Here is a 25,608-nt window from a genome sequence, read left to right on the forward strand (position 1 = left end):
AGGTTCGAATTCGGGAATGGTGGGTTAAACCGTGACGTGCAGGCGCACATCGACGTTGCCACGGGTGGCGTTGGAGTACGGGCAGACCTGGTGGGCTGCGTCGACCAGCGCCTGGGCATCGGCTTGATCAAGGCCCGGCAGGCTGATGTGCAGGTCGATGTCGAGGCCGAAACCGCCGGGGATCTGGCCGATGCCGACGTGGGCGGTGATCGAGGCGTCGTCCGGGATCTTGCGCTTGCCCTGGCTGGCGACGAATTTCAGCGCGCCGATGAAGCAGGCCGAGTAACCGGCGGCAAACAGTTGTTCAGGGTTGGTTGCTGCACCGCCGGCACCGCCGAGTTCCTTGGGGGTGGCGAGTTTGACGTCGAGGATGTTGTCGCTGGAGATCGCACGGCCATCACGGCCGCCGGTGGAGGTTGCGATGGCGGTATAGAGTGTTTGCATGGTGAAATCCTCATTTCTGGTTGATGTTTTGCGCTAAATGTTTGCGCGCTAAGTAGGCGTGAAGAGAATGTATAGCGCTAATGTTTTGCGCGCAAGATAAATTTTCAAGAAAGTTTTGGCGAAAGGCCTTTCATCAGGCTGAAACTATTGAGTTAGAGCTGTTTGAAGGAGGTGAGTTTTTTTTGGTGAGGGAGGTTTTTGGTGGAAGGGCTGGCGCTTTCGCGAGCAGGGGGGCGGCTGGACGTACGCCTATCCAAGATCCAGGGTGGGAGCGAGCCAGCTCGCGAAACGGTGTGTCAGCTATCGAAGTGCTGAATCGGCTCGCTCCACCGGGACGTTCTGATGGCTACAGGGTGTCTTGCAGATGGCTGCGCAATGCCTGGAGCTCGAGTTGCAGTTTTTTCAACTGCTCCATGGTCTGGCCGCTGGCGGCGAGGATGCATTGGGGGATGCCGAGGGCTTTTTCGCGCAGGGCACGGCCTTGCTCGGTGAGTTCGACGATCACCACGCGTTCATCTTCGCGGCTGCGGGTGCGGCTCAACAGGCCTTCGGCTTCCAGGCGCTTGAGCAATGGGGTGAGGGAGCCGGGATCGGTGAGCAGGCGGGTGCTGATTTCACCGACAGTCAGGCCATCTTTTTCCCACAGCACCATCATTGCCAGGTATTGCGGATACGTCAGGCCCAGTGCCTGGAGCAACGGCTTGTAGACCTTGGTCATCATCAAGGAGGTGGAATGCAGGGCGAAGCAGACCTGGTTGTCGAGCAACAGGGCTCCGCAAGCTTCGGGGGTGTCGCGCTGGGTGGTCATGGCAGAACCTTCAAACAGAGATGAGCTGAATCTAGCGGGCGAATCTTTAATGCGCCAGATAATTCTGACGATCTGATCAGATGTTGCGTTCCCTCGCTGGCGGCGACTGCGTAGGATAAGCGCCTTGGTGAAAGGGGAGTCGTCTGTGATCGAGTTTGTGGTGTTTCTGTTGTTCGGTGCCGCGCTGGGCACCCTGGGGGATTGTTTGGCATCGGTGGCGGGCTGATTGCGATTCCGGTGCTGGGCGTATGGTTCGGGCTTGACCAGCAACTGGCCCAAGGCACGGCGCTGGTCATGGTGGTGCCCAATGTCATGCTCGCGCTGTGGCGTTATCACCAGCGCAATCGTATCGAACTGCGCCATGTCCTGCCGTTGGCGTCCATGGGCTTCTGTTTTGCCTGGCTCGGATCGATCTGGGCCGTCGGTATCGATGCCCAGAGCATGCGGATCGGTTTCGTGGCGTTCCTGGTGGCGCTGACGCTCTACAACCTTGCCCGCATGTTCACCGCGACGGCACCGCCTTCGGCGCAGATGCGTCATGGCTGGCCATGGCTCGGTGTATTGGGGGCGGCGTCCGGTGCCATGGGCGGGTTGTTCGGTGTGGGCGGGGCGGTCGTTGCAACGCCGATCCTGACCAGCCTGTTCGGCACCACCCAGGTCGTTGCCCAAGGGTTGTCCCTGGCGCTGGCCTTGCCCAGCACTGGCGTGACCCTCGCCACGTATGCCTTCCATCACGAGGTGGACTGGAGCATCGGCCTGCCGCTGGCCGTCGGTGGCCTGTTGAGCATCAGCTGGGGCGTGAAGGTGGCCCATGCCTTGCCCGAGCGGCTGCTGCGCGGGCTGTTCTGCGGTTTCCTGGTGCTGTGCGCGGTGCTGCTCGCCCTTAAAGTTTGAAGCCCTCGACAATGTGCTCGGCCAGGCACTCGGTGATCGGCGACGGATTGTGCAGGTTGCGGATCAGCATGATGCTGGCCTCGGGCAATTCCGGCAGGTCTTCGGCCTCGCCCAGCACGCGCATGTCCGGGGTCAGCAGGCTTTCCAGCTGGGCGGTGATGGCCAGGCCCGCGCCCACCACTGCCATGAGCGCCGACAGGCTCGAACTGTTGTACGCCACGCGATACTCGCGGCCCATGGCATCCAGCGCGTTGCAGGCCCACTGCCGGCAGAAGCAATCGCTGTTGAACATCGCCAGTGGCAACGGCGTCTGTTCGTGAACGTTGAAGCACGCGGCTTCGGCCCAGACAAAACGTTCCTTGCGCAGCAGCTGGCCGATTTCGTCCCCCGGTTTGCGGGTGACGATGGACAGGTCCAGGTCCTGGCGAAGCAACAATTGCTTGGACGACTCGCAGTGCACCTCGATCTCTATCAGGGGATAGAACTGGGCAAAGCGCTGCAGGATCCCCGGCAGGAACCGCATCACGTAGTCGTCCGGCGTGCCGATGCGCACCGTGCCGACCATGTGCGGTTCGCGCAGGGTATTGAACACCTCGCTGTGCAGCTTGAGGATCCGCCGGGCGTAGCCGAGCAGCACCTGGCCTTCGGCGGTGAGCTTGACCTGGCGCCCGTCACGCTCGAACAGCCGCCGCTGCAGCACATCCTCTTCCAACCGCTTCATTTGCATGCTGACGGCCGATTGGGTGCGATTGACCAATTCGCCGGCGCGGGTGAAACCGCCCTGGTCGGCGATGGCGACGAAGGTGCGCAGCACTTCCGTATCGATGCTCGGGTAACTCGACAATTGATCAATCTCCGAGATGTATTGCATAAAAAACATTCGTTGGATTGATCTTAGCGTTGGCGCGAGACTTGAGCCATCCCCAACGGAGGACATCACGATGAAAGGTCAAAAAGGATATCTACTGGTAGACAAACTCTCCCATGGCTTCTCGCTCAGCGCGCTGATGCACAAGTTTAGCCGCTGGTACGAATTGCACCACGAACGTGAACTGCTGGCCGGCATGAGCGACGAGGCACTCAAGGACATTGGCGTCAGCCGTGCCGACGTGGAACGGGAAGTGGTCCGGCCATTCTGGGATGACCCGATGCACAAATGAGCCATCCTTCCCTACACAAACCCCTTATTGGTGAGGTAGGTTGCGAGCAGACAAGGAGATCTCCATGCCCGCGACGCTGTCCTTTACCCTCAAACAGGCCCGGCGTCTGGCGTTGGCCGCCCAAGGATTCGATGGGCGGTCGCCGCCAGCTTCGGTGCAACCCTCGCGCCTCAATCGCCTGATTGAACGCCTCGGCGTCCTGCAGATCGACTCGGTCAATGCGCTGGTGCGCTCGCACTACCTCCCGCTGTTCTCCCGTCTCGGTACCTACAACCCCGATTTACTCGACCAGGCGGCCTGGAGCCAAGGCCGACGCCGGACGCTGTTCGAATATTGGGGTCATGAAGCGTCGTTGTTGCCGATGGCGTTGTATCCGCTGATGCGTTGGCGCATGCAGCGTGCCGCCCGTGGCGAGGGGATCTACCAGCAGTTGGCGCGTTTCGGGCAGGAGCGCCAGGACGTGATTCGTCGGGTGCTGGCGTCGGTCCGGGCGCAGGGCGCCGTGGGTGCGGGCAGCTTGTCCACGCGCCAGGAAAAGGCCGGGCCCTGGTGGGACTGGAGCGAGGAGAAGCATGCCCTGGAATGGTTGTTCGCCGCAGGCGAAGTGACGGTGGCGGGGCGGCGAGGCTTCGAGCGGCTCTACGATTTGCCGGAACGGGTGTTGCCCGCCGAAATTCTGCAACAGGCGCCGCCGGACGAGGCCCAGGCTCAACGGGCGTTGCTGATGCGCGCCGCCGACGCCCTGGGGGTTGGTACGGAAAAGGACCTGCGCGACTACTTTCGCCTTGAACCGGCGGACTGCCGTGGGCGCCTGGCCGAGCTGGAGGAGGCCGGCGAATTGGTGCGCTGCCAGGTGCAGGGCTGGAAGCAAGTGGCCTGGTGTCGACCCTCGGCGAAAATCCCTCGCAAAGTGGCGGCCAGCGCCTTGTTGTCACCTTTCGATTCCCTGGTGTGGGAGCGCAGCCGTACCGAGCGGCTGTTCGATTTTCGTTACCGGCTGGAGATCTACACCCCGGTGCACAAGCGGGTGTATGGCTACTACGTCTTGCCGTTCCTGCACAACGAACGCATCGCGGCGCGGGTCGACCTGCGGGCAGAGCGGGCCTTGGGCCGACTGGCGGTGCATGCGGTGCACGAGGAGGCACCGGGGTTGGACGAGGAGGGTGTGCAGGCCCTGGCGCTGAACCTGCGTCGCATGGCCCGGTGGCTGGGGTTGGAGCGGGTCCAGCTCAACTGCCAGCGGGTGAGTGGGGTTCGGTTGGCCCAGGCATTGGCTCAGTCAAGTGGTGACTGAACTGGCCATTTCGCGAACAAGCCCGCTCCCACACAGGATTTGTTGAGTTCACCAAATCAGTGACCGACTCGGTCCAATGTGGGAGCGGGCTTGCTCGCGAAAGCCATAGGCCAGGCCCTACAAAACGGTCAGGTTCAGCGCCTGACCTGCTTCAACGTCTCGGCAATCAGGAACGCCAGCTCCAACGACTGATCGGCATTCATCCGTGGGTCGCAATGGGTGTGGTAGCGGTCCGACAGCCCATCTTCGGTGATCGGTCGTGCGCCGCCGATGCATTCGGTGACGTTCTGCCCGGTCATCTCGATGTGGATGCCGCCGGCATAGGTGCCTTCCGCCTCGTGGGCCTGGAAGAACTGTTTCACTTCGCCAAGGATCTGCGCGAAGTCCCGGGTCTTGTAGCCACTGCTGGCCTTGATGGTGTTGCCGTGCATGGGGTCGGAGCTCCACAGCACCTGCCTGCCTTCGCGCTGCACGGCACGCAACAGCGGCGGCAGGTGATCGCCGACCTTGTTGGCGCCCATCCGGGCGATCAGGTTCAGGCGGCCCGGGTCGTTGTCCGGGTTGAGCGCATCAATCAGGCGGATCAGGTCGTCAGGGTCCATGCTCGGCCCCACCTTGACCCCGATCGGGTTGTTCACCCCGCGCAGGAACTCGACGTGGGCGCCGTCCAACTGGCGAGTCCGGTCGCCGATCCAGAGCATGTGCGCCGAGCAGTCGTAGTAGTCGTTGGTCAGGCTGTCGCGGCGCACGAAGGCTTCTTCGTAATTGAGCAGCAGCGCCTCGTGAGCGGTAAAGAAGCTGGTTTCGCGCAGTTGTGGCGAGCTGTCCATGCCGCAGGCGCGCATGAAGGCCAGGGTCTCGTCGATGCGGTCGGCCAGATGACTGTATTTTTCCGCCAGGGCCGAGTTGGCGATGAAGTCCAGGTTCCATTGGTGCACCTGGTGCAAATCGGCGAAGCCGCCTTGGGCGAAGGCGCGCAACAGGTTCAGGGTGGCCGTGGACTGGTGGTAGGACTGCAGCAGTCGCTCCGGGTCCGGTACGCGGCTTTTTTCGTCGAAGCCGATGCCGTTGACGATGTCGCCCCGGTACGCTGGCAGCGTGACACCGTCGATGGTTTCATCGTTGGCCGAACGCGGCTTGGCGAACTGTCCGGCCATGCGCCCGACCTTGACCACCGGGCAGCCGGCGGCAAAGGTCATGACGATCGCCATTTGCAGCAGGACCTTGAAGGTGTCGCGGATCTTCGCCGCCGAGAACTCGGCAAAGCTCTCGGCGCAATCGCCACCTTGCAGCAAAAACGCCCGGCCCTGGGTCACCTCGGCGAACTGACGGCGCAACTCCCGCGCTTCACCGGCAAACACCAGCGGTGGATAACTGGCCAGGGTCTGCTCCACCCGCGACAGGTGCGCGGCGTCGGGGTAACGGGGTTGCTGCTGGATCGGCAGGGCGCGCCAGCTGTCAGGGCTCCAGGGTTGGCTCATCATGATCTCTAGGGTGGTTTACGCTCGGACAGCCATGTTAGCAGCAAATTAGTGCGTGACCTGTTTGCGTGGCTTCGCGGACAATCACAGCTTTTGCGCCGCCGGTGCGGCAACCATCAGGAGATGAAATGACAGAGGAACGCGTCGAGCATCTGCTCGCCGAGGTGCACGACGAGTTCGGCATGATCCGGGTCTTCGAAGTGGCCGATTACCGGTTTCTGGAGTTCGGCGATGCCATCGAGCAAAGCTGCGTGTTCACGGCCGACCCCAGTTGGCTCGAATACGATTACACCCGCGCCATGCTGATCGGGGCGTTGTGCCATGAGCAACCGGACAGTGCCTTGTTCCTCGGGCTGGGGGCCGGGACGCTGACCCAGGCCTGCCTCAAGTTCCTGCCGCTGGAGGACGTCGAGGCCATCGAGCTGCGTCCCGACGTGCCCCGCCTGGCGATTGAATACCTGGGCCTGGATGACGATCCGCGCCTGTACATCCGCATCGGCGACGCCCTGGAGCTATTGGAGACCGCCGAGCCGGCGGACCTGATTTTCGTCGACCTCTACACCGACGTCGGCCCTGGCGTCGGGCACCTGGCCTGGGGCTTCCTGGAAAACTGCCAGAAACGCCTCAACCCGGGCGGCTGGCTGGTGATCAACCAATGGGCCACCGACGATGGCAAGCCCTTGGGCGCGGCGCTGTTGCGCGGCTTGTACCACCGGCATTACTGGGAACTGCCAGTGAAGGAGGGCAACGTGATCCTGATCGTCCCGGCGGACCTGGACCAGGCACTGGACATGCAAGGCCTGGTGGCCCGCGCCGAAGCGCTCTCGCCACAGCTGGGTTATTCCTTGCTGCCGCTGATCAAGGCGATTCGGCCGGCGACTTGAAACGTGGCGGCTCCTGTGGCGAGGGGATAAATCTCCTTGCCACATTACTGAGGTGAAGCGTTTCAGCTGGATTAAAAAAAGCTCCCTTTTCGGGCGAATTCCGGTATAGTGCGCGCCGGCCTTTAGCCGGGCCGCGTCAAGGTAGCGCAATTTCGAAGGCAACTTCGGTTGCATGTCCGCACAACGGACACACCCACGACGTTCTTTTTCATTCATTCGTTTTCGCAAATCCCCGCCGACAAAGCTGCCAGGGCGACTCTTGAGTCTCAACACGGCATGCGCAGCTTTGGAGCATGGGTCTTTGCGGATGCACTTAGAGGCAGACCCATGACCCAGGAAATCGGCGGCTTCGCCGCTCTTGAACTTCATCCCAATATTGTCGCTGCAGTAGTCGCTACCGGCTATGAAGAGCCTTCGGCCATTCAGCAGCAGTCGATCCCGATCATCCTCGCCGGTCACGATATGATTGGCCAGGCGCAAACCGGCACGGGTAAGACCGCCGCGTTCGCCCTGCCGATCCTGCACCGCATTGATCCGTCCAAGCGCGAGCCGCAAGCTCTGATCCTGGCCCCAACTCGTGAGTTGGCGCTGCAAGTTGCAACCGCTTTCGAAACCTACGCCAAGCAAATGCCAGGCGTGACTGTTGTGGCTGTCTACGGCGGCGCGCCGATGGGCCCACAACTGAAAGCAATCCGTAATGGCGCACAAATCGTTGTCGCTACCCCTGGCCGTCTGTGCGACCACCTGCGTCGTGACGAGAAAGTCCTCGCCACCGTGAACCACCTGGTTCTCGACGAAGCGGACGAAATGCTCAAGCTGGGCTTCATGGACGACCTGGAAGTCATCTTCAAGGCCATGCCGGAAACCCGTCAGACCGTCCTGTTCTCGGCCACCTTGCCGCAGTCGATCCGTGCGATCGCCGAGCGTCACTTGAAAGACCCGAAACACGTCAAGATCCAGAGCAAGACCCAGACCGTCACCGCGATCGAGCAGGCTCACCTGCTGGTTCACGCTGACCAGAAGACCTCTGCCGTGCTGAGCCTGCTGGAAGTCGAGGATTTCGACGCCCTGATCATGTTCGTTCGCACCAAGCAAGCGACCCTGGACCTGGCCAGCGCCCTGGAAGCCAAAGGCTACAAGGCTGCCGCGCTGAACGGTGACATTGCCCAGAACCAGCGTGAGCGCGTCATCGACTCCCTCAAGGATGGCCGCCTGGACATCGTCGTGGCGACCGACGTGGCTGCCCGTGGCCTGGACGTTCCGCGCATCACCCACGTGTTCAACGTGGACATGCCGTACGATCCGGAATCCTACGTCCACCGTATCGGCCGTACCGGCCGTGCCGGTCGCGAAGGTCGTGCACTGCTGCTGGTCACCCCGCGTGAGCGCCGCATGCTGCAAGTGATCGAGCGTGTGACCGGCCAGAAAGTGGCCGAGGTTCGCCTGCCGGACGCCCAGGCCGTGCTCGATGCGCGCATCAAGAAACTGACCAACAGCCTGTCGCCGCTGGTGGCCGATGCCGAATCGACCCATGGTGATCTGCTCGACCGCCTGACTGCCGACATCGGTTGCACTCCGCGTGCCCTGGCTGCTGCCCTGCTGCGCAAGGCCACCAATGGTCAGGCGCTGAACCTGGCGGCCATCGAGAAGGAACGTCCACTGGTGCCGAACAGCGCACCGCGTGGCGACCGTCCTGAGCGCAGTGGCGATCGTCCGGACCGTGGTGACCGTGAGCGTCGCGCACCGATCCCGCTGGCCGAAGGCCGCGCTCGCTGCCGTACCGCTTTGGGTGCCCGTGACGGCATCGCGGCCAAGAACCTGCTGGGTGCCATCCTCAACGAAGGTGGCCTGGCGCGTGAGGCCATCGGTCGCATCCAGGTGCGTGACAGCTTCAGCCTGGTTGAACTGCCGGAAGATGGCCTGGAAAAACTGCTGACCAAGCTCAAGGACACCCGCGTGGCCGGCAAGCAACTCAAGCTGCGTCGCTACCGCGAAGATTGATCGGCCCCTGGGCTGATTGAGCGAAAAAAATCCCCGACTGGTTCGGGGATTTTTTTTGCCTGTTGCCGGGTGACGGCGCTCAAGGGCGTTGAGGCCTTCGCGAGCCGCTCACCCCCACCGCCGACACATACCCCTGTGGGAGCGAGCTTGCTCGCGAAGGGGGCGAGTCGGTCTACCGGTCAGTCAAACCGGTAGATGTCCATTCCCAGCGTCCCCATCTCGAACCCTTGGTGGGCAACGCTGAACACGCCTCCCGCCCCCCGGGCGAAATACAGCGGCAGCAGGTGTTCATCGCTGGGGTGGCTGCGCACGGCATGGGGTGCCTGGCGACGGTAGTCATGCAGCGCGGGCTCGTCGTCGGCTGCCAGTTTCTCGACCATCCAGTCGCGAAAGGCCTGGGCCCAGGGTTCGACGCTTTCAGGGCCAGCATTCCAGTCCAGGTCGCGCAGGTTATGAGTGATGCTGCCGGAGCCGATCAGCAGCACACCTTGCTGGCGCAGGCTTGCCAACGCCTGGCCGACCCGGGTCTGCAACGCGGGACCCTGGCGGCTGGGCAGAGACACCTGCACCACCGGGATGTCGGCCTCGGGTACATCAAGGACAACGGCACCCAGACGCCACGGTCGGCGGGCCGCTGGGTATCGAGGCGTGCCGGTAGGTGCGCGGCGTTGAGCAGCTCTGCGACCTGGGCCGCCAACGCCGGGTCGCCTGCTGCCGGGTATTGCACTTGGTACAGCGCCGGAGGGAAGCCACCGAAGTCATGCCAGGTGCGAGGCTGCGGGTTTGCGTTGACCAACAGTTCGTCGCTCTCCCAATGGGCGGACACCAGGACGATGGCCTTGGGCCGGGGCAATTGTGCGGCGAGGCGAGCCAATGCCGGGCCGCTGGCGCCAGGCTCCAGCGCGAGCATCGGTGAGCCATGGGAGATAAACAGGCTGGGCAGCATGAGCGGGCTCCTGAGCGTTAAGATGCCGTCATCTTCCGTCAGGACTATGATCGGAATCTAATATAAGTTTTAGCCCGTTTTGATCGAATTTCTGGAGGGAAACATGGAGCCCGAGTTTTGGCACAAGCGTTGGTCATCGAACCAGATCGGCTTTCACTCGCCGCAGGTGAACCCTTACCTGCAACGTTTCTGGCCGCAACTGGGGGTGGCCCAGGGCAGTCGTGTGCTGGTGCCGCTGTGCGGCAAGACCCTGGATCTGATCTGGCTCGCCCAGCAAGGGTATTCGGTGCTGGGGGTGGAGTTGTCGGAAAAGGCCGCGACTGATTTTTTCCTTGAGCATCAGCTTGAGCCGAGCGTGAGCGAGGAGGGCGCATTCAAGGTCTTTCGTGCCGCCGGTATCGAGATTCGCTGCGGTGATTTCTTCGCCCTGGAGCCGGGTGATGTGGCTGACTGTTCGGCGTTGTACGACCGCGCGGCGCTGATCGCCTTGCCTGTGCCGATGCGGGAACAGTATGCGGCTCACCTGCAGAGCATTTTGCCCCGCGGCGTCGGCCTGTTGATTACCCTCGATTACAACCAGGATGAAATGCCTGGCCCACCGTTCTCCGTGGGAGATGACGAGGTGCAACGGCTGCTGGGAGGTGCCTGGCAGTTGGAGGTCTTGCAGGTGCAGGATGTGCTGGGGGAGAGCTGGAAGTTTTTGCAGGCGGGTGTGACGAGGCTGGATGAGCGGGTGTATCGGATTTCCAGTCGTTGAAGCGCGGGTGAGCGCCCCAAAAGGACGCTCCGCATTCAGCCTTGGGACACATAGAGTCCCAGGCTGCGTTCCCACGCAGCGCGTGGGAACGATCATGCTCAGCCGCGACGGCGCAGGGCTTCGATCCGCTCTTCCAGAGGCGGGTGGCTCATGAACATGCGCGCCAGGCCCTGCTTGATGCCACCGTTGATGCCAAAGGCGTTCAGGGTGTCGGGCATGTGTACCGGCAAGCCTTGTTCGGCTCGCAGGCGTTGCAGGGCGCCGATCATGGCACCGGTGCCGGCCAGGCGTGCACCGGCGTCGTCAGCGCGGAACTCGCGCTTGCGCGAGAACCACATGACGATGGCGCTGGCGAGGATACCCAGGACCAGCTCGGCAAAGATGGTCGCGATGTAGTAGGCCATGCCCTGGCCTTCTTCGTTCTTGAAGATCACCTTGTCGACGAAATTACCGATGATCCGGGCAAAGAACATCACGAAGGTGTTCACCACGCCCTGGATCAACGCCAGGGTCACCATGTCGCCGTTGGCGACGTGGCCGATCTCGTGGGCCAGCACGGCCCTGACTTCGTCGGGTGTAAACCGCTCGAGCAAACCCTGGCTGACGGCGACCAGGGCGTCGTTCTTGTTCCAGCCAGTGGCGAAGGCGTTGGCCTCGTAGGCGGGGAAGATCCCGACCTCGGGCATCTTGATACCGGCTTCGCGGGACAGCTGCTCGACGGTTTGCAACAGCCATTGTTCATGGCGAGTGCGCGGCTGAGTGATGATCTGGGTGCCAGTGCTCATCTTCGCCATCCACTTGGAGATGAACAGCGAGAACAGGGAACCGGCGAAACCGAACACCGCACAGAAGATCAGCAGCTGATTGAGGTTGAGGTCAACCCCATTGGCCGCCATGAACCCGTTGAAGCCGAAAAGGCTCAGGGTGATGCTGGCAATCAGCACGACCGCCAGGTTAGTGGCCAAGAACAGCAGGATGCGCATCATGGTGGTGGAATTCTCCTCATGCTTAAGATGTAGCGTCATGCGGGGTATATAAGGTGCTGCCGCAGGCGATTCAACTGAGCGACTATTTCAAACTGTGTCCTACAGGCGTCCTAAATGATTGAAAGACTTTTCTGAAAGTGACGAGGGAAAAAAAATGGGGCGCCAGCCCCCGTGAACGTTGAACGGGGGTGCGCGCCGGCCATCCAGCCTTGAGTGTAGAAGGCCAGTCGGCGTCATCGGAACGGATATGTTGCTGAATCAGACAGCGTGCGAGGCAAGGAGGCCTCGCACGCTGTCTGGCTTACTGGCGGTAGGACTTGAGGAAGTTGCCGATCCGGCCGATGGCCTGGTCGAGGTCATCGACCCGCGGCAGGGTCACGACACGGAAGTGATCCGGCCACGGCCAGTTGAAGGCCGTGCCCTGGACCACCAGCAGCTTTTCCGACAGCAGCAGGTCGAGGACGAACTTTTCGTCGTTGTGGATCGGGCAGACTTTCGGGTCGATCCGTGGGAAGGCATACAGCGCGCCCATCGGCTTGACGCAACTGACGCCGGGAATGTCGTTGAGCAGCTCCCAGGTACGATTGCGCTGTTCCAGCAACCGGCCCGGGGGCAATACCAGGTCGTTGATGCTCTGGTAGCCGCCCAGTGCCGTCTGGATTGCGTGCTGGCTCGGCACGTTGGCGCACAGGCGCATGTTGGCCAGCATGTCGATGCCTTCGATGTAGCTCTGGGCGTGATGCTTGGGACCGGAGATGGCGATCCAGCCGGAACGGAAGCCGGCGACCCGGTACGACTTGGACAGGCCGTTGAAGGTCAGGCACAGCAGGTCCGGTGCCAGGGACGCGGTGCACACGTGCACGGCATCGTCGTAGAGGATCTTGTCGTAGATTTCATCGGAGAACACCACCAGGTTGTGCTGGCGGGCCAGCTCCAGCATGCCCAGCAGCACTTCCCTGGAATACACGGCGCCGGTCGGGTTGTTCGGGTTGATGATCACCAGGGCCTTGGTGTTCGGTGTGATCTTGGCCTTGATGTCCGCAAGGTCAGGGAACCAGTTGGCCTGCTCGTCGCAGAGGTAATGCACCGGGTTGCCTCCGGAGAGGCTCACGGCGGCGGTCCACAGTGGGTAGTCCGGCGCTGGCACCAGCACTTCGTCGCCGTTGTTGAGCAGCGCCTGCATCGACATCACGATCAGCTCGGAGACGCCGTTGCCCAGGTAGATGTCTTCGATGCCGACACCTTCGACCTGCTTCTGCTGGTAGTACTGCATCACGGCCTTGCGGGCGCTGAACAGGCCCTTGGAATCGCTGTAGCCCTGGGCGGTCGGCAGGTTGCGGATGACGTCCTGGAGGATTTCATCGGGCGCTTCGAAACCAAAGGGCGCCGGGTTGCCGATGTTCAGCTTGAGGATGCGATGGCCTTCCTCTTCCAGGCGCTTGGCGTGCTTGAGCACCGGGCCGCGAATGTCGTAGCAGACGTTGGCGAGCTTGTTCGATTTGCTGACCTGCATGGCGATGTGTTCCTGAAAATGAACGATCCAGGCGGTGAGTGAACTACCGTACTGGGGATCCTGCGCCTGTGCCCAGGCCTGACGCGGTATGGGCGTCACAATCCGTTTGAATGCGCATGGCGTGACTGCCAGACTGGCGTCTGACGAGGCGCAATCATACGTGCCGCCCGATCCGCGGAAAAGCGTCGGATCGGGCTTTTTCAATTGCCGAGGTAGGACGATGGAAAAGTTGGAGAAAACCCTTGAAGAATGGCGTGCCATGCTCGACCCGGAGCAGTACAACGTCTGCCGGCTGAAAGGCACCGAGCGGCCGTTCTCCGGTCGATACAACGCCACCAAGACCGACGGCGTGTACCACTGCATCTGCTGCAACGAACCGTTGTTCGATTCGCAGACCAAATTCGATTCCGGCTGTGGCTGGCCGAGCTTCTATGCGCCGATAGAGGGAAGTGCGGTGGTGGAAGTGCGGGATATCAGCCACGGCATGATCCGCACCGAGGTCGTCTGTGCCAGATGCGACGCACACTTGGGCCATGTCTTCCCCGACGGCCCGCCGCCCACGGGCCTGCGCTATTGCATCAACTCGGTGTGCCTGGATCTCGTCCCCCGTGAATAGACGTGTGGCGAGGGGATTTATCCCCGCTGGGGCGCGAAGCGCCCCAAGGCCTGAGCATGCGGTTTGTCAGACGGACCGAGGGGGACTGCTTCGCAGTCCAGCGGGGATAAATCCCCTCGCCACATGTCCGTTGTCGGCAACAGCCCAAGATGTTCCAGTGCTGTTTGCTTGTAATTAAATTGCACACAATTGAATTGCTCGCTATCTTGCACGCCAGTCCCATTCCTTTGGAGCCTTGCCATGAGCGACAACCTGCTGAGCATCCCGTGCACCACCCTCCAGGGTGAGCAAAAGACCCTGGCCGACTTCGCCGGCAAGGCCGTGCTGGTCGTCAACACCGCCAGCCAGTGCGGATTCACCCCACAGTACAAAGGGCTCGAGGCCCTGTGGCAGACCTACAAGGACCAGGGCCTGGTGGTGCTGGGCTTTCCCTGCAACCAGTTCGGCAAGCAGGAACCGGGTAACGAGGCGGCGATCAGCGAGTTCTGCGAGCTGAACTTTGGTGTGAGTTTCCCGCTGTTCAAGAAAATCGAGGTCAACGGGGCCAACGCCCATCCGTTGTTTGTCCAGCTCAAGCAACGGGCCCCCGGGGTGCTGGGGTCCAAGGGCATCAAGTGGAATTTCACCAAGTTCCTGATCGGCAAGGACGGCCAGGTGGTCAAGCGGTTCGCCCCGACCACCAAGCCCCAGGACCTGACTGGCGAGATCGAAGCACTGCTCAAATGAACCCGTTGCCAGCCGATGCGCTGAAGCTCGACAGCCAGTTGTGCTTCAAGCTGTACGCCGCCTCGCGGGCGGTGATCCGTGGCTACAAGCCGATGCTCGACCAGCTCGGCCTGACGTACCCGCAATACCTGGTGATGCTGGTGCTGTGGGAATGGCAGGAAACGGCGCCGGAACAACCCACCGTCAAGGCCCTGGGCGAGCGCTTGTCGCTGGACTCCGGCACGTTGACGCCGCTGCTCAAGCGCCTGGAGCAACTGGCGCTGGTCCAGCGCCAGCGTTCGCCTCGGGACGAGCGTGAGGTGCACCTGAGCCTGACGCAGTCGGGGCGGGCCTTGCGAGAGCAGGTCGGGCCGCTCAAGGCCCGCCTGTTATGCGACAGCGGGATTGACCTGGACCGCCTCGGGGAACTGCGCGACGGTCTCGATCATTTATTGGGGCAGATCAGAGCGCTGACGTAGTGGGCACCCACTGGTCCAGGATCGCCGCCAGTTCTTCGCGGCGGAACGGCTTGGACAGGTAGTCGTTCATGCCCGCCGCGCGGCAGCGCTCGCGTTCCTCGGGCATGGCATTGGCCGTCAGCGCGACAATCGGCAACTGCGACCAGCGACCACTGCGCCGGATCTGCCGGCTGGCCTCGTAGCCATCCATCACCGGCATGTTGCAGTCCATCAGCACCAGGTCGAACACATGCTGTTCGAGCTGGTCCAGGGCTTCGACACCGTGGGCGGCAATGGTGACTTCGCAGCCCAGTTTCCCCAGCATGCCCTTGGCCACCAACTGGTTGACCGGATTGTCCTCCACCAGCAACACCCGGCCACGCCTGGAGGGCGCCAGGGTATCGATCCGGGCATCGTTGATGGTGGTTTCCTCGCTTTGCAGGGCTCGGCGCAGAATCTGGTACAGCGCATGACGCGCCAACGGCCGGGCCTGTTGCAACAGCGGGGCGAGGGCCGCGGCCTGTTCGCTGGGCATGAAGCTGCCGTAGGCGGTTACCAGCAGGATCGGGGCGTCGAAGGTCGGCCGCAGGTTGAACAGGCACTCCGGGCAGTCGGTGATCAGCACGTCGGGTTCGAGCCCCAGCAGTCCGTCATCCACGGAGCGCCGTAGATAGTCCAGGCCCCAGCCGGGCAACAGCATGCCCAGCAACTCGGCCAGCCCGCTGTTGCTGTCGGTGATGGCAACGACCTTGCCGCGCAGTGGTTCGACCGACGGCGCCGGGGTGTGGCAGGGCAGGGGCAGGTCGGCGCAGAACTGGCTGCCGAAGCCGGCCTCGGAGCTGATCGTCAACCGGCCCTGCATGGCTTCGCAGAGGTTGTAGGTCAGTGCCAGGCCCAGCCCGGTGCCACCGAACTGGCGGGTGATCCCGGCGCCGGCTTGGGTGAACGGTTGCAGGATCCTGGCCTGTGCTTCCTGGGGAATCCCGATGCCGGTGTCGCAGACCTCGATCCGCACCCCCCCTTCGTGCTGACTCAAGCGCACATCGACCCGGCCGAAGCGGGTGAATTTCAACGCGTTGGACAGCAGGTTGCTGACGATCTGGCGTACCCGCGTCGGGTCGCCCAGGACCTGGGCTGGAAACTGCGGGTCGATCAGGCAGGCCAGCTCGACGCTGGGGGCGGCATTCTGCGACAGCAGGTTGGCGGTGTCTTCGACCAGCGAGCCAAGGTCGAACGGGATGCGCTCGAGTTCCAACTGACCGGCGTCGAATTTCGACAGGTCGAGGATGTCGTTGAGCAGTTCCACCAGGACCTTGCCCGAGTCGTGGGCAATCGACAACTGCTGCTGTTGTTCGGCCGTCAGCGGGCCGTCGAGGGACAGGGCGATCATCCCCAGCAGGCCGTTGAGCGGCGTGCGAATCTCGTGGCTCATGTTGGCGAGGAAGGCAGAGCGGGCCTCGGCCATGTCCAGCGCGGTACGCCGGGCCACTTCCAGCTCTTCGTTGGACTGGCTGAGGCGGGCGTTGATGGCCTTGAGTTCGGCAGTGCGCGCCGAGACGATGTTTTCCAGTTGCGCCAGGTATTCGGTGAGGCGGTTTTCGGCGGTGCGCCGCTGCTGGATTTCGGTGGAGATGTTCTCGAACTGTTGGTTGGCCACTGACACCAGCACGCCGATTTCGTCGTATTGGTGGCCGGCGGGGCATTCCAGGCGGCTCTGTTCGCTGCTGCCCGGGTCGCGACTGCTCAGCTCGCGGATGACCCGTACCAGGGGCTTGGTCAGCATCACGTAGAACAGCGCCAGCAGCAGGCCGGTCAGGATCAGGCTACGGGCGAACCCGTTGAGCAGGGTGACTTCGGCCCGGCGCAGGAAGCGGCTGCCGAATGAGTAGGTGTCGACATCCAGGCGCAGCACGCCGAGGGACTCGTCAGGCAGATGGTCCAGGTAGAGACGGTCCTCGAACTGGCGCTGGGCGCCAAACAGGAAGTCGCTGATGAATCGATAACTGCTTTGCAGTTCGGGTCGCTTGACGCTGGCCAGCACCGTCTTGTTGTTGTCCACCAGTTCGGCGCCGATGATGGCCGGTGAACGCAACAGGCCCTGGGACAGCTCCTGGGCCAGTTCCGCGTCGATGTTGTAGGCGATGCGCGAGGCCGGGTTGTGGCTGATTTCCAAAAGCGACAGGATTTCACGGTTGATCGAGGCGTCTTCGCTGGCATAATCGATACCGATCTGCATCAGGCTCAATAAGGTGCCCAGCACGAAGCCCACCAGGACGGTCAGGCGGGCCTGTTTGTAGGACAGCCGCTGGGTGAATCTGATGTCCATTGAGTGATGAACCACTTACGTTTCCCTTCGCCGCTCAAGCATAGCTGATCATCGCTGAATTCCGGCGTGGCCGGTTTATGTTATTTGGGGTAGACCCGCCATTGGGTAAGGCGTTTCGTCGCTGCAGCGCCATCATTACCGTGAACCAGTCCGAGGAAAAGACGTGGACTCTCGATTGAATGCTTTTCTTGAACGCGCCGATGCGGTGCTGGCCCGGATCGAGCCCTTGTTGCCTGCGCCGCGCCCCGCCATCGATTGGACCCAGACCCTGGCCGCCCGCTGGCAACGGGATGGGCGCAGCGGTTTCCTGCTGCCGCTTCAGGTCAGCCTCGACATGCGCCTGTCGGACTTGATCGGCGTGGATCGCCAGGTCGAGCAACTGGGGCGCAACACCCGCCAGTTCATCGACGGCATGCCCGCCAACCACGCGCTGCTCTGGGGCTCGCGGGGCACCGGCAAATCGTCCCTGGTGCGTGCGCTGTTGGCCGAACATGCCCAGCATGGCTTGCGGTTGATCGAGATCGAGCGTGACCACCTGGCCGACCTGCCTCGGGTGGTCGAGCAGGTGGCGAAACTGCCACAGCGTTTCGTGCTGTTCTGCGATGACCTGTCGTTCGAGTCCGGCGAAGGCGATTACCGCGTGCTCAAAAGCGTCCTGGACGGCTCCCTCGAACAGGCACCGGATAACGTGCTGTTGTACGCCACCTCCAACCGCCGTCACCTGGTGCCGGAAAAGGAGAGCGACAACGAGAACTGGAAGCGAGTCGATGGCGAGCTGCACCCCAGCGAAGCCGTGGAGGACAAGATCGCGTTGTCCGACCGCTTCGGCCTGTGGCTGTCGTTCTATCCATTTACCCAGGAGCATTTCCTCGACGTGGTGGAGCACTGGATCGGTGAGCTGGCGGCCAAGGCCGGGTTGACCTGGCAGCGCGACGAGGCGCTGGACGTGCAGGCGGTGCGCTGGGCCACCGGCCGCGGCAACCGCAACGGACGTTGCGCCTACCAGTTCGCCCGTTATTGGGTAGGGCTCAAACTCTTGGAGCACAAGGCATGATCGATTTGAAGAGCACCGGCCAGGGCCTCGACGGCTATGGTCTGTTATCGGCACAGCTGCAATCCCTGTTGGCCGATGAGCGTGATTTCATCGCCAACGCGGCACAGTTCTCGGCGTTCCTGTTCAGCCAGCTGGAGGACCTGAACTGGGCCGGTTTCTACCTCAATCGCAACGACGAGCTGGTCCTGGGGCCGTTCCAGGGCCAGATCGCCTGCGTGCGGATTCCCTTCGGCCGGGGCGTGTGCGGCGCGGCGGCGGCGACCCGACAGACCCAGCGGGTTGAAGATGTCCACCAGTTTCCCGGGCACATCGCCTGCGACAGCGCGTCGAACAGCGAGCTGGTGGTGCCTCTGGTCAAGGACGGGCGCCTGATTGGCGTGCTCGACCTGGACAGCCCGAAACTGGCGCGTTTTACCGAGCACGATCAGGCCGGCATCGAAGCGATGGCGGCGATTTTCCTGCGCCTGACCGAGTGCTGAACGAGGCCAACCGGCTGGAGCAAGGCTGGCCCGCCATCGCGCGGGCCCTGTCGGGTGCATGACCTTGCGGTGGGCCGGCAGGTTTGCTCCAACACGGGGTGCGGTGCGATTCAGCATGGTCGTAATCCCGCTCGGGCCAGCAGGGCGTCCCGGTCGATCTCATCGATCTGCTGCGGGTCGAGAAACTGCTCGGCGTAGCGGGCGTAGATCTGTTCTTCGATGAACAAGCCGAACAACTGCGGATCGATATGGGCGTCGCGGCACATGGTGGCCATGATGCCCAGGGCTTCGCTCAGTTTCTTGGCCTTCTTGTAGGGCCGGTCGGCTGCCGTCAGCGCTTCGAAAATATCGGCGATTGCCATCATGCGGGCCGGCAGGCTCATTTCCTCGCGCTTGAGTCCCTTGGGGTAACCGCTGCCGTCCATCTTTTCATGATGGCCGCCGGCGATTTCCGCCACGTTGTCCAGGTGGCTGGGGAAGGGCAGTTGGCTGAGCATCAGGATCGTCTGCACCATGTGATGGTTGATGACGTAGCGCTCCTCACGGGTCAGCGTGCCGCGGGTGATGCTCAGGTTGTAGAGTTCGCCGCGGTTGTACTTCCAGCGCGGCACGTCGAGCTTGAAGCCCCACGGGTTGTCCGCCGGGATCAGCTCGGCTTCGTGACGCTCGAACAGGTGCTCTGGCTTGTCCGCCAACAACGCTTCGGTGACGGGCAACGTCGGCGGGGGCGTGCGCGCCTGGCGGCGGTTTTCTTCCCAGGACACCCCCAGGCGGTCATCGAGCGTGCGCTGCCATGGGCGTTGGGCGATGTTTTGCAGGCGCTGCAGGTCGGCGTCGACCATGGCTTCGGAGCCCAGGTTGCAGCGGGCGACGAAGGCAAAGTCGTCATCGAGGCTGGCCAATGTCGCATCGCGTTGCTGCGCCAGTGAGGCCGGGTCGCCGCCCGCCGCCATCGCTTGCCAGTAGTCGACCCAGGCGTCTCGCTTGAGCACTTCGAAGCGCGTGCGAATCTCGTGGATCCGGTCGTTCAGGGTTTCCAGCTTGGTGGCCTTGTCGACGACGTATTCGGGGGTGGTGACCTTGCCGCAATCGTGCAGCCAGGCGGCGATGTGCAGCGCTTCCCATTCATCTTCCGTTGGCTGGTACGCCTCGAACGCCGACGCCTGGCTCGCCGCCGCGGCCTCGGCGATCATCAGGGTCAGCACCGGCACCCGCTGGCAATGGCCACCGGTGTAGGGGCTCTTGGCGTCGATCGCGCCGGCCAGCAACTGGATGAACGAATCCAGCAATTGCTTCTGTCGGGCTTGCAGGCGCTGGCCTTCGATGCTGACGGTGGCGGCCCCGGACACCGCCTGGAGAAACGCGATGCGGTCCGGTTGCAGCTTTTCCAGGTCGGCTTCGGTGCCGCTGTCGTTGATCAGCAACACCAGGACGCCGACGGTTTCCTGGTGGCGATTGCGCAAGCGGATGCCGATCAGGTGGGCCCGGGGAGCGTCCATCGCCCTCAGGACACCTTGCAGGTCGGCCGCCTGTTCGAAGCCCAGGGAGGTCACCAGATTGTCCGAGACAGCCAGTTGCTGGAGCCATTGCGGGCTGCGCTCGGCCTGCAGCTCGTAACTGTTGAGCTTGAACGCTGCCAGGTCCCGGGGGACACCTTCGATCACCAGCCCATACGGCTTGACCCGATTGTCATCGTTTTCGCGCAGGTAGATCAGCCCGGCCTGGGCCTGGCCGATGGCCACGGTCTCGAACAACACCCGCTCCAGCAGCGGCGCGAAGCGGGTCTCGGCGCGCAGGCTGGCGGTGATCTTGAAGAAGCTGGCCAGGGTCTCCTTCATGCGCGCCATCGACACGCTCAACTGGTCGACTTCCAGCACCGGTGAGCGCCGCGAGACCGGGTAATTGAAGTCGAAGCTGCGAATGGCATCGGCCTCTTGCACCAACGCGCGCAGCGGCTTGACCAGGATCCTCGATGTCAGCCAGCCCAGCGGCAGGCACAACAGCAGGGTGGCCAGGGTGATCAGCGCGCCTTGCCAACGCATGCGATAGGCCTCGTCGAGCAGTTCGTCCTCGGGCACCAGCAGCGCCAGTTCCAGGCCTTGCGGTCCGCCTTCCTGCATGTGGCTGTGCGATACGATCCAGCGCCGTCCGGCGGCCTCCAGGCGCGACGTGCCCGTGCTGTCGTCGAGGGTGGCGGCGATGGCCGGGTTGAGGTCGCGGGCCTTGACCAGGCGCGCGGATTGAGCGTCCGCCACCAGTCGGCTGCTGTCGGGATAGGCCACCGCGTTACCCTTGGGGTCGAGCAGGACGATCTCGGTGTCGGTGGTGACCTTGTGCTTGGCCAGGGTCTGTGACAGCGCCGCGAGTGTCAGGTCGGCGCCGATCACCGCTTGCTCGCCGCTGCGCCGGGCCAGGGTGGTGCCGATGGTGTGGGTGGAGAAGAACAGATAGGGCTCGGTGGTGATCTGCTCGGCGGAGCCAGCGGCGCTGCGAAACCAGCTTCGATTGCGCGGATCGAACGTCTCTTCAGCGATGTCCCGGTGATCGATGAGCGTCAGGTGTTCGTCGTAGAACAGCGACTGGGCGCGAACCGAGCCGTCGGACGTCGCTCGCTCCACGGTCCAGACCTGGTAGGCCGCGTCGGCCGGGGCGCCCACGGCGGTTTTCAGGGCCGCGCTGCGCAACGGCCGGACCATCAGGAAATCACCCAGGGCATCACCCAGGTACAACGACGCCAGGTTCGGATTGTCCCGCAGCGCCTGGCTGAAGGGCCCGAGCAAGGCCAGGCGTTGCTCCATCCGGGGTGAGCGCGTGGCCGGGTAATCGGCCAGCAGACCCAGCAGGTGGCGGATCGGTTCGTAGGTGTCGTACAAATCCAGGCGCACGTCCTGCTCGATCCGGTTGAACAGTTTTTCACTGCTGGAGAGGATGATTTGCGTGGTCTGCCGATAGTTGAAAATGCCCAGTACCACGCCGGTCAGCAGCAGAAGCAGGGTGAACATCACGCTGATATGGACGTGCAGGGGGAACCGGCGTTTATCCGTACGCGGTGCGCTGGGCATTGCAGTCACTCCAAGTGTAAGGGGCGTTCTCAAAGGGTGTTTCCGCGTGGAGGGGACGCTGATCGAGAACACCCCTGGTACGCACTGCTCAGGCAACAGCATAGTAAACGCTGGGTTATCGTGCCTTGGCGAGTGCTGTTTGGAGGGCAACCCCGACGTCGATCATGGCCTGGTCGAGGGCTTCGACGCATTCGCTGATCCGCTGCGGTGCCGAGGCGGGCTGACAGGCCTGTTCCAGTGCCTCGCAACGCTGGATCAACGACGTCGCCTGCATGATCCGGGCGACCCCCTTGATCTTGTGCGCCGTCTCGCTCAAGGCCTGGCGCTCGCCGCTCCGGGCCACGTCGAGCAGCTCCTGGCGATCCAGGCGATTGCTGTTGAGCATCTCGCTCAGCAGGCGGTGGGTGGACGAGGGATCGCCGCCGGTCAGTGCTTGCAGGCCTTGCAGGCTGAAAACCCGGGCCTGCCGGCTGGGTTTGACGGCCTTGATCCACTGGCTCAGGGCGCTCAGGCTGATGGGCTTGAACAGGCAGTCGTCCATTCCCGCGTCCTGGCACCGTTGTTTTTCCTCCGGCTGCGCATTGGCGGTGAACCCCAGGATGGTGCAGGGAGGGCGTTGCTGCTCGGACTCCTCGCGGCGAATCGAACGCGCCAATTCATAGCCGCTCATGATGGGCATGTTGCAGTCGGCGATGACCAGGTCGAAATGCCCTTGCTGCCAGACCTCGAACCCATGGGCGCCATCATGGGCAACCTGATAGGGGTAGCCGAGGTACTCCAGTTGCTGTGACATCAGCAGGCGGTTGGCCGGGTGATCGTCCACCACCAGGACGTTCAGCACGCCTGCCGCCGTTTCGATGATCGGCTCGGCGGCCACGCCGGCCGGCGCCGCTGGCAAGACGTTCAGCCGCAGCCGGACCTGGACCTGGGTGCCAAGGCCGGGCTGGCTGTTCATGTGCAGGTTGCCACCCATCATCTGGCACAGGTTGCGACTGATCACCAGCCCCAGTCCGGCGCCCTTGCGCGCCATCCGGCCATTGTTGTCGACCTGGGCAAAGGGTTCGAAGAGGCGCTTGAGGTCTGCCGGGCCGATGCCGATGCCGCTGTCGTTGACCTCAAGGTGCAAGTGCAGGACGTCGTCCTGGTCGGTGGGTGACAACCGGACCTTGACCAGCACCCGGCCCTGTTCAGTGAACTTGAGGGCATTGCTGATCAGGTTCGAGAGCACCTGTTTGAAGCGCAACGGGTCGATCGACACGTCCGGGTTGCCTTCGGCGGCGTCGAACTGCAGCGACAACGCCAGGTTTTTCTGCCTCGCCACGCCTTCGAATACCCGGATCACCGATTGCAGCATGGCCCGCAGGTTGACGCGCTCGGGTGCCAGGCTCAGGTGGCCCGATTCGATCCGGGCGATGTCCAGGATGTCGCCGATCAGCTCCAGCATGCCGGCGGCCGATTCGTAGGCCACGGCGATGGTCGAACGGTCCACATGACCCTTGTCGGTCTGTTTCAGGGCCAGTTCAAGCATGCCGATCACCGCGTTCATGGGTGTGCGGATCTCATGGCTCATGGTCGCCAGGAAGGTGCTCTTGGCGCGGTTCGCGTCTTCGGCCTGCTTCTTGGACGCCCGCAGCTCTTCGAAAAGCTGGCGTCGCTCACTGATGTCGATCCACCCGCCGATGATGCCCTGCACCTGCGCGGCCGAGTTCCGGTAGGGGAGGATCCAGTGATAGATGGTCAGTTCCCTGTCCCCGATGTGCAGGGGGCGATCGACGATCAGCGGGGTGCCTTCGGCCATCACCCGTTGATAGTCGGCCTGGTACTCCTGCGCCTCGAAGGCATTGCTCATGGCCCCCGGCATCACGTTCTTGCCAATGACGTCTTCGCGCCTGGCGTCGAACGTTTGCAGGTAACTGTCGTTGCAGCTTTGCAGGCAGCCGTTGCGGTCCCTCACGTAGATCGGGTGCGGCGTGCCGTTGAGCAGTGCGTGCATGAATTCCAACTGGTCGTTGAGGGCGAGCTCGGCCCGTTGGCGTTGCCGGATCTGGCGCTGCATGTAGGCGTTCCAGGCCAGCGACAGCAGCAACAGCAGGCCGACGCCTGCGACGATCTGGAAGAACAGGCGGTTATAGGTGCGCCAGGTATGTTGCGACGCCGAGACGTAGCCGCGCCAACGGTTGTTGATCACCCCCAGTTGATCGGGGTCGATGCTGGTCAGGGCCTTGTCGAGGATGGAATTGAGTTCGGTGGCATTTTTGGCGCTGGCGAGGGCGAACAGGGCCGGCTGGGTGCCGACGGTGCTGTTGATCTGCAATGTGTCGCGCCAGGAGTGGGACGAGATGAAGTAGTTAGCCATGACCAACGAGCTGACCCCGCCGTCGACCTGGCCCTGGGCGAGCATCTCCATGGCCCCCAGGGTGCCGTCTGCCTCGACGATCCTGATGTCCGCAAAGTGCTGGCGCAGCCATTCGATCAGTGGGTTGCCCTTGGCGATGGCCAGGCTCCGACTGCCGAACTGGTCGAGCGTGGCCGGGGTGCCGGACTGTTTACGGGTCAGAAGGACGAACGAACTGTCGAGGTAAGGTCGGCTGAACTTCAATTTCTGCTGCCGTTCGCTACTGGGCAGGAATGCGGCGATCAGGTCGGCCTGGTCTTCCTGGATCGCGGCGATCATCTCGCTGTCGCTCTGGCGACGCTGGATATCCAGGCGCAGGCCGGTGCGCAGGCGGATCAACTCCAGCAGGTCGGCGCTGATCCCACGCAAGGCGCCGTCCGAATCGAAGAAGGTGAAGGGCGCGGAATGTTCATTCACCACCACCCGCACCACCGGATGCGCCGCCAGCCAGCGTTGTTCGCGGTCGGTCAGTTGGATCCGGTGATCGGCGAGGTACATGTCGCTGCCGGCACTCCAGCGCTTGGCGATGCTGGTGTGTTCGGCGAGGGGAATCTGGTTCAGCGTGGCATTGATGATCTCCAACAGGCGGGTGTCGCTGCGGCGCACCGCGAACCCGAAGCCAAAGGCCTCATGCTTGCCGAAGCTGGCCATGCGGATGTTGCTCAGGTAGCCCTTGCTGATCATGTAATGGGTGGACAGGGTGTCGCCGAGGAAGACGTCGGCCTGGCCAAAGGCAACGGCGTTGATCGCGTTCTGATAGGAGGGGTAGGTGGTCAGGTGGGCTTTGGGGTACAGGTGCTCGATTTCCTCCAGGGGCAGGTAGTGATAGACCATGCTCAGGCGCAGGCCTTCGAGGCCTTCGGCCAGGGAACGGCTTTCATTGGCGCGAGTGACGAGCACCGGCTGGTCCACGGCATAGGGCGTCGACAGCAGGATGTCGGGCTGGCGGGCTTCAAAGCCATTGGCGGTGCCCAGCAGGTCGATCTGCCCGGCCTTGAGCGCTGCCACGGCGGCGTCGCGGGATTCGAAACGCAGGACCTTCATGGGCAGGCCGGTTGCCTGGGCGAGGAGGCCGGCATAGTCGGCGGTCATGCCTTCGTAGTCGTGGCCGCTGGTGGAAAGGTCGAAGGGGGGATAGTCGGGCGCGGACGTGCCCAGGACCCATTCACGCCGACCCTGCAGCCAGGCCTTCTGGGCGTCGTCGAGCTGGATCGACGCAGCCGCCGTCGAGCGGCCCAGCAGCGTCAGGTGCTCGGGCATGGCTGGCGCCGCCGCGAGGACACTTGCATATAACCCTGCACTCACTAGCAGCAGGCATTCCTTTATGCGTCTGAGCATCCTGTTC

The 25,608-nt window shown here is 63.0% G+C and carries 18 protein-coding genes and 3 pseudogenes; 11 read left to right on the top strand and 10 right to left on the bottom strand.

The genetic code is table 11. From position 1 onward, the window contains the following. Positions 1 to 24: 24 nt before the first annotated feature. Complete coding sequence (locus KI241_RS08100; protein WP_047737518.1) at positions 25 to 444, bottom strand: organic hydroperoxide resistance protein; 420 nt, start codon at positions 442 to 444, stop codon at positions 25 to 27. Positions 445 to 790: 346 nt separating this feature from the next. Beyond that, a complete protein-coding gene (locus KI241_RS08105; RefSeq protein ID WP_212803548.1) occupies positions 791 to 1,252 on the bottom strand; it encodes a MarR family transcriptional regulator in 462 nt (153 codons plus the stop codon). 145 nt (positions 1,253 to 1,397) lie between these two features. On the opposite strand from KI241_RS08105, the pseudogene KI241_RS08110 reads away from it, so the two are divergent. Then, positions 1,398 to 2,146: pseudogene (locus KI241_RS08110) on the top strand (sulfite exporter TauE/SafE family protein). Here the strand turns inward: KI241_RS08110 and KI241_RS08115 are convergent. Then, positions 2,136 to 2,990 (bottom strand): LysR substrate-binding domain-containing protein, encoded by an 855-nt coding sequence (locus KI241_RS08115; protein ID WP_172679721.1) that lies wholly within the window; start codon positions 2,988 to 2,990, stop codon positions 2,136 to 2,138. The pseudogene KI241_RS08110 and the gene KI241_RS08115 overlap by 11 nt on opposite strands. Positions 2,991 to 3,087: 97 nt before the next feature. Between KI241_RS08115 and KI241_RS08120 the strand changes: the two genes are divergently transcribed. Further along, positions 3,088 to 3,306 (top strand): DUF1127 domain-containing protein, encoded by a 219-nt coding sequence (locus KI241_RS08120; RefSeq protein ID WP_042728311.1) that lies wholly within the window; start codon positions 3,088 to 3,090, stop codon positions 3,304 to 3,306. Positions 3,307 to 3,370: 64 nt separating this feature from the next. Continuing rightward, positions 3,371 to 4,600: a winged helix-turn-helix domain-containing protein gene (locus KI241_RS08125; protein WP_212803549.1), complete on the top strand. Its 1,230-nt coding sequence runs from the start codon at positions 3,371 to 3,373 to the stop codon at positions 4,598 to 4,600. Between the two features lie 134 nt (positions 4,601 to 4,734). On the opposite strand, the gene KI241_RS08130 is transcribed toward KI241_RS08125, so the two are convergent. Then, positions 4,735 to 6,081, bottom strand: a complete 1,347-nt coding sequence (locus KI241_RS08130; RefSeq protein WP_042728309.1) for a 3-deoxy-7-phosphoheptulonate synthase class II — start codon at positions 6,079 to 6,081, stop codon at positions 4,735 to 4,737. 128 nt (positions 6,082 to 6,209) lie between these two features. Here KI241_RS08130 and KI241_RS08135 point away from each other — a divergent pair, with 128 nt between their 5' ends. Then, entirely contained in the window at positions 6,210 to 6,965 is a 756-nt protein-coding gene (locus tag KI241_RS08135) for a spermidine synthase (RefSeq protein ID WP_042728308.1), read from the top strand. A 293-nt stretch (positions 6,966 to 7,258) separates the two neighbouring features. Beyond that, positions 7,259 to 8,966 (top strand): annotated as a pseudogene (locus KI241_RS08140) (DEAD/DEAH box helicase). Between the two features lie 179 nt (positions 8,967 to 9,145). On the opposite strand, the pseudogene KI241_RS08145 reads toward KI241_RS08140, so the two are convergent. Then, positions 9,146 to 9,912: pseudogene (locus KI241_RS08145) on the bottom strand (class III extradiol ring-cleavage dioxygenase). A 103-nt stretch (positions 9,913 to 10,015) separates the two neighbouring features. On the opposite strand from KI241_RS08145, the gene KI241_RS08150 reads away from it, so the two are divergent. Next, positions 10,016 to 10,669 (top strand): thiopurine S-methyltransferase, encoded by a 654-nt coding sequence (locus tag KI241_RS08150; protein ID WP_047737507.1) that lies wholly within the window; start codon positions 10,016 to 10,018, stop codon positions 10,667 to 10,669. Positions 10,670 to 10,767: 98 nt separating this feature from the next. On the opposite strand, the gene htpX is transcribed toward KI241_RS08150, so the two are convergent. Then, entirely contained in the window at positions 10,768 to 11,655 is an 888-nt protein-coding gene (gene htpX, locus KI241_RS08155) for a protease HtpX (protein ID WP_042730445.1), read from the bottom strand. Positions 11,656 to 11,956: 301 nt separating this feature from the next. Continuing rightward, positions 11,957 to 13,168, bottom strand: a complete 1,212-nt coding sequence (locus KI241_RS08160) for a pyridoxal phosphate-dependent aminotransferase (protein WP_042730444.1) — start codon at positions 13,166 to 13,168, stop codon at positions 11,957 to 11,959. Between the two features lie 220 nt (positions 13,169 to 13,388). On the opposite strand from KI241_RS08160, the gene msrB reads away from it, so the two are divergent. The 3 genes from msrB to KI241_RS08175 all read left to right on the top strand — a co-directional run bounded on the left by msrB (position 13,389) and on the right by KI241_RS08175 (position 14,968). Continuing rightward, positions 13,389 to 13,784: a peptide-methionine (R)-S-oxide reductase MsrB gene (gene msrB, locus KI241_RS08165; RefSeq protein WP_047737501.1), complete on the top strand. Its 396-nt coding sequence runs from the start codon at positions 13,389 to 13,391 to the stop codon at positions 13,782 to 13,784. A gap of 240 nt (positions 13,785 to 14,024) precedes the next feature. After that, entirely contained in the window at positions 14,025 to 14,510 is a 486-nt protein-coding gene (locus KI241_RS08170) for a glutathione peroxidase (RefSeq protein WP_042730442.1), read from the top strand. Continuing rightward, the gene (locus KI241_RS08175; protein ID WP_042730441.1) at positions 14,507 to 14,968 is read left to right on the top strand and encodes a MarR family transcriptional regulator; all 462 of its coding nucleotides are present in this window, start codon (positions 14,507 to 14,509) and stop codon (positions 14,966 to 14,968) included. Before KI241_RS08170 ends, KI241_RS08175 begins: the two co-directional genes overlap by 4 nt. Here the strand turns inward: KI241_RS08175 and KI241_RS08180 are convergent. Beyond that, positions 14,952 to 17,273 carry a response regulator gene (locus KI241_RS08180; protein ID WP_212803550.1) on the bottom strand — a complete coding sequence of 774 codons (2,322 nt, stop codon included), beginning with the start codon at positions 17,271 to 17,273 and terminating at the stop codon, positions 14,952 to 14,954. The two genes, KI241_RS08175 and KI241_RS08180, sit on opposite strands and share 17 nt — an antisense overlap. A 163-nt stretch (positions 17,274 to 17,436) precedes the next feature. Between KI241_RS08180 and KI241_RS08185 the strand changes: the two genes are divergently transcribed. Next, a complete protein-coding gene (locus KI241_RS08185; protein ID WP_042730439.1) occupies positions 17,437 to 18,327 on the top strand; it encodes an ATP-binding protein in 891 nt (296 codons plus the stop codon). Next, the gene (locus tag KI241_RS08190; RefSeq protein ID WP_047737497.1) at positions 18,324 to 18,806 is read left to right on the top strand and encodes a GAF domain-containing protein; all 483 of its coding nucleotides are present in this window, start codon (positions 18,324 to 18,326) and stop codon (positions 18,804 to 18,806) included. Before KI241_RS08185 ends, KI241_RS08190 begins: the two co-directional genes overlap by 4 nt. A gap of 110 nt (positions 18,807 to 18,916) precedes the next feature. Here KI241_RS08190 and KI241_RS08195 read toward each other — a convergent pair whose 3' ends face one another. Together KI241_RS08195 and KI241_RS08200 are read right to left on the bottom strand one after the other, a co-directional pair. After that, positions 18,917 to 21,868 carry an HD domain-containing phosphohydrolase gene (locus tag KI241_RS08195; RefSeq protein WP_042730437.1) on the bottom strand — a complete coding sequence of 984 codons (2,952 nt, stop codon included), beginning with the start codon at positions 21,866 to 21,868 and terminating at the stop codon, positions 18,917 to 18,919. Between the two features lie 115 nt (positions 21,869 to 21,983). Further along, positions 21,984 to 25,601 carry a transporter substrate-binding domain-containing protein gene (locus KI241_RS08200; protein WP_047737491.1) on the bottom strand — a complete coding sequence of 1,206 codons (3,618 nt, stop codon included), beginning with the start codon at positions 25,599 to 25,601 and terminating at the stop codon, positions 21,984 to 21,986. Between the last annotated feature and the right edge of the window lie 7 nt (positions 25,602 to 25,608).

Source organism: Pseudomonas sp. Cab53 (genome assembly GCF_018325965.1).
Classification (GTDB): Bacteria; Pseudomonadota; Gammaproteobacteria; order Pseudomonadales; family Pseudomonadaceae; genus Aquipseudomonas; species Aquipseudomonas chlororaphis_E.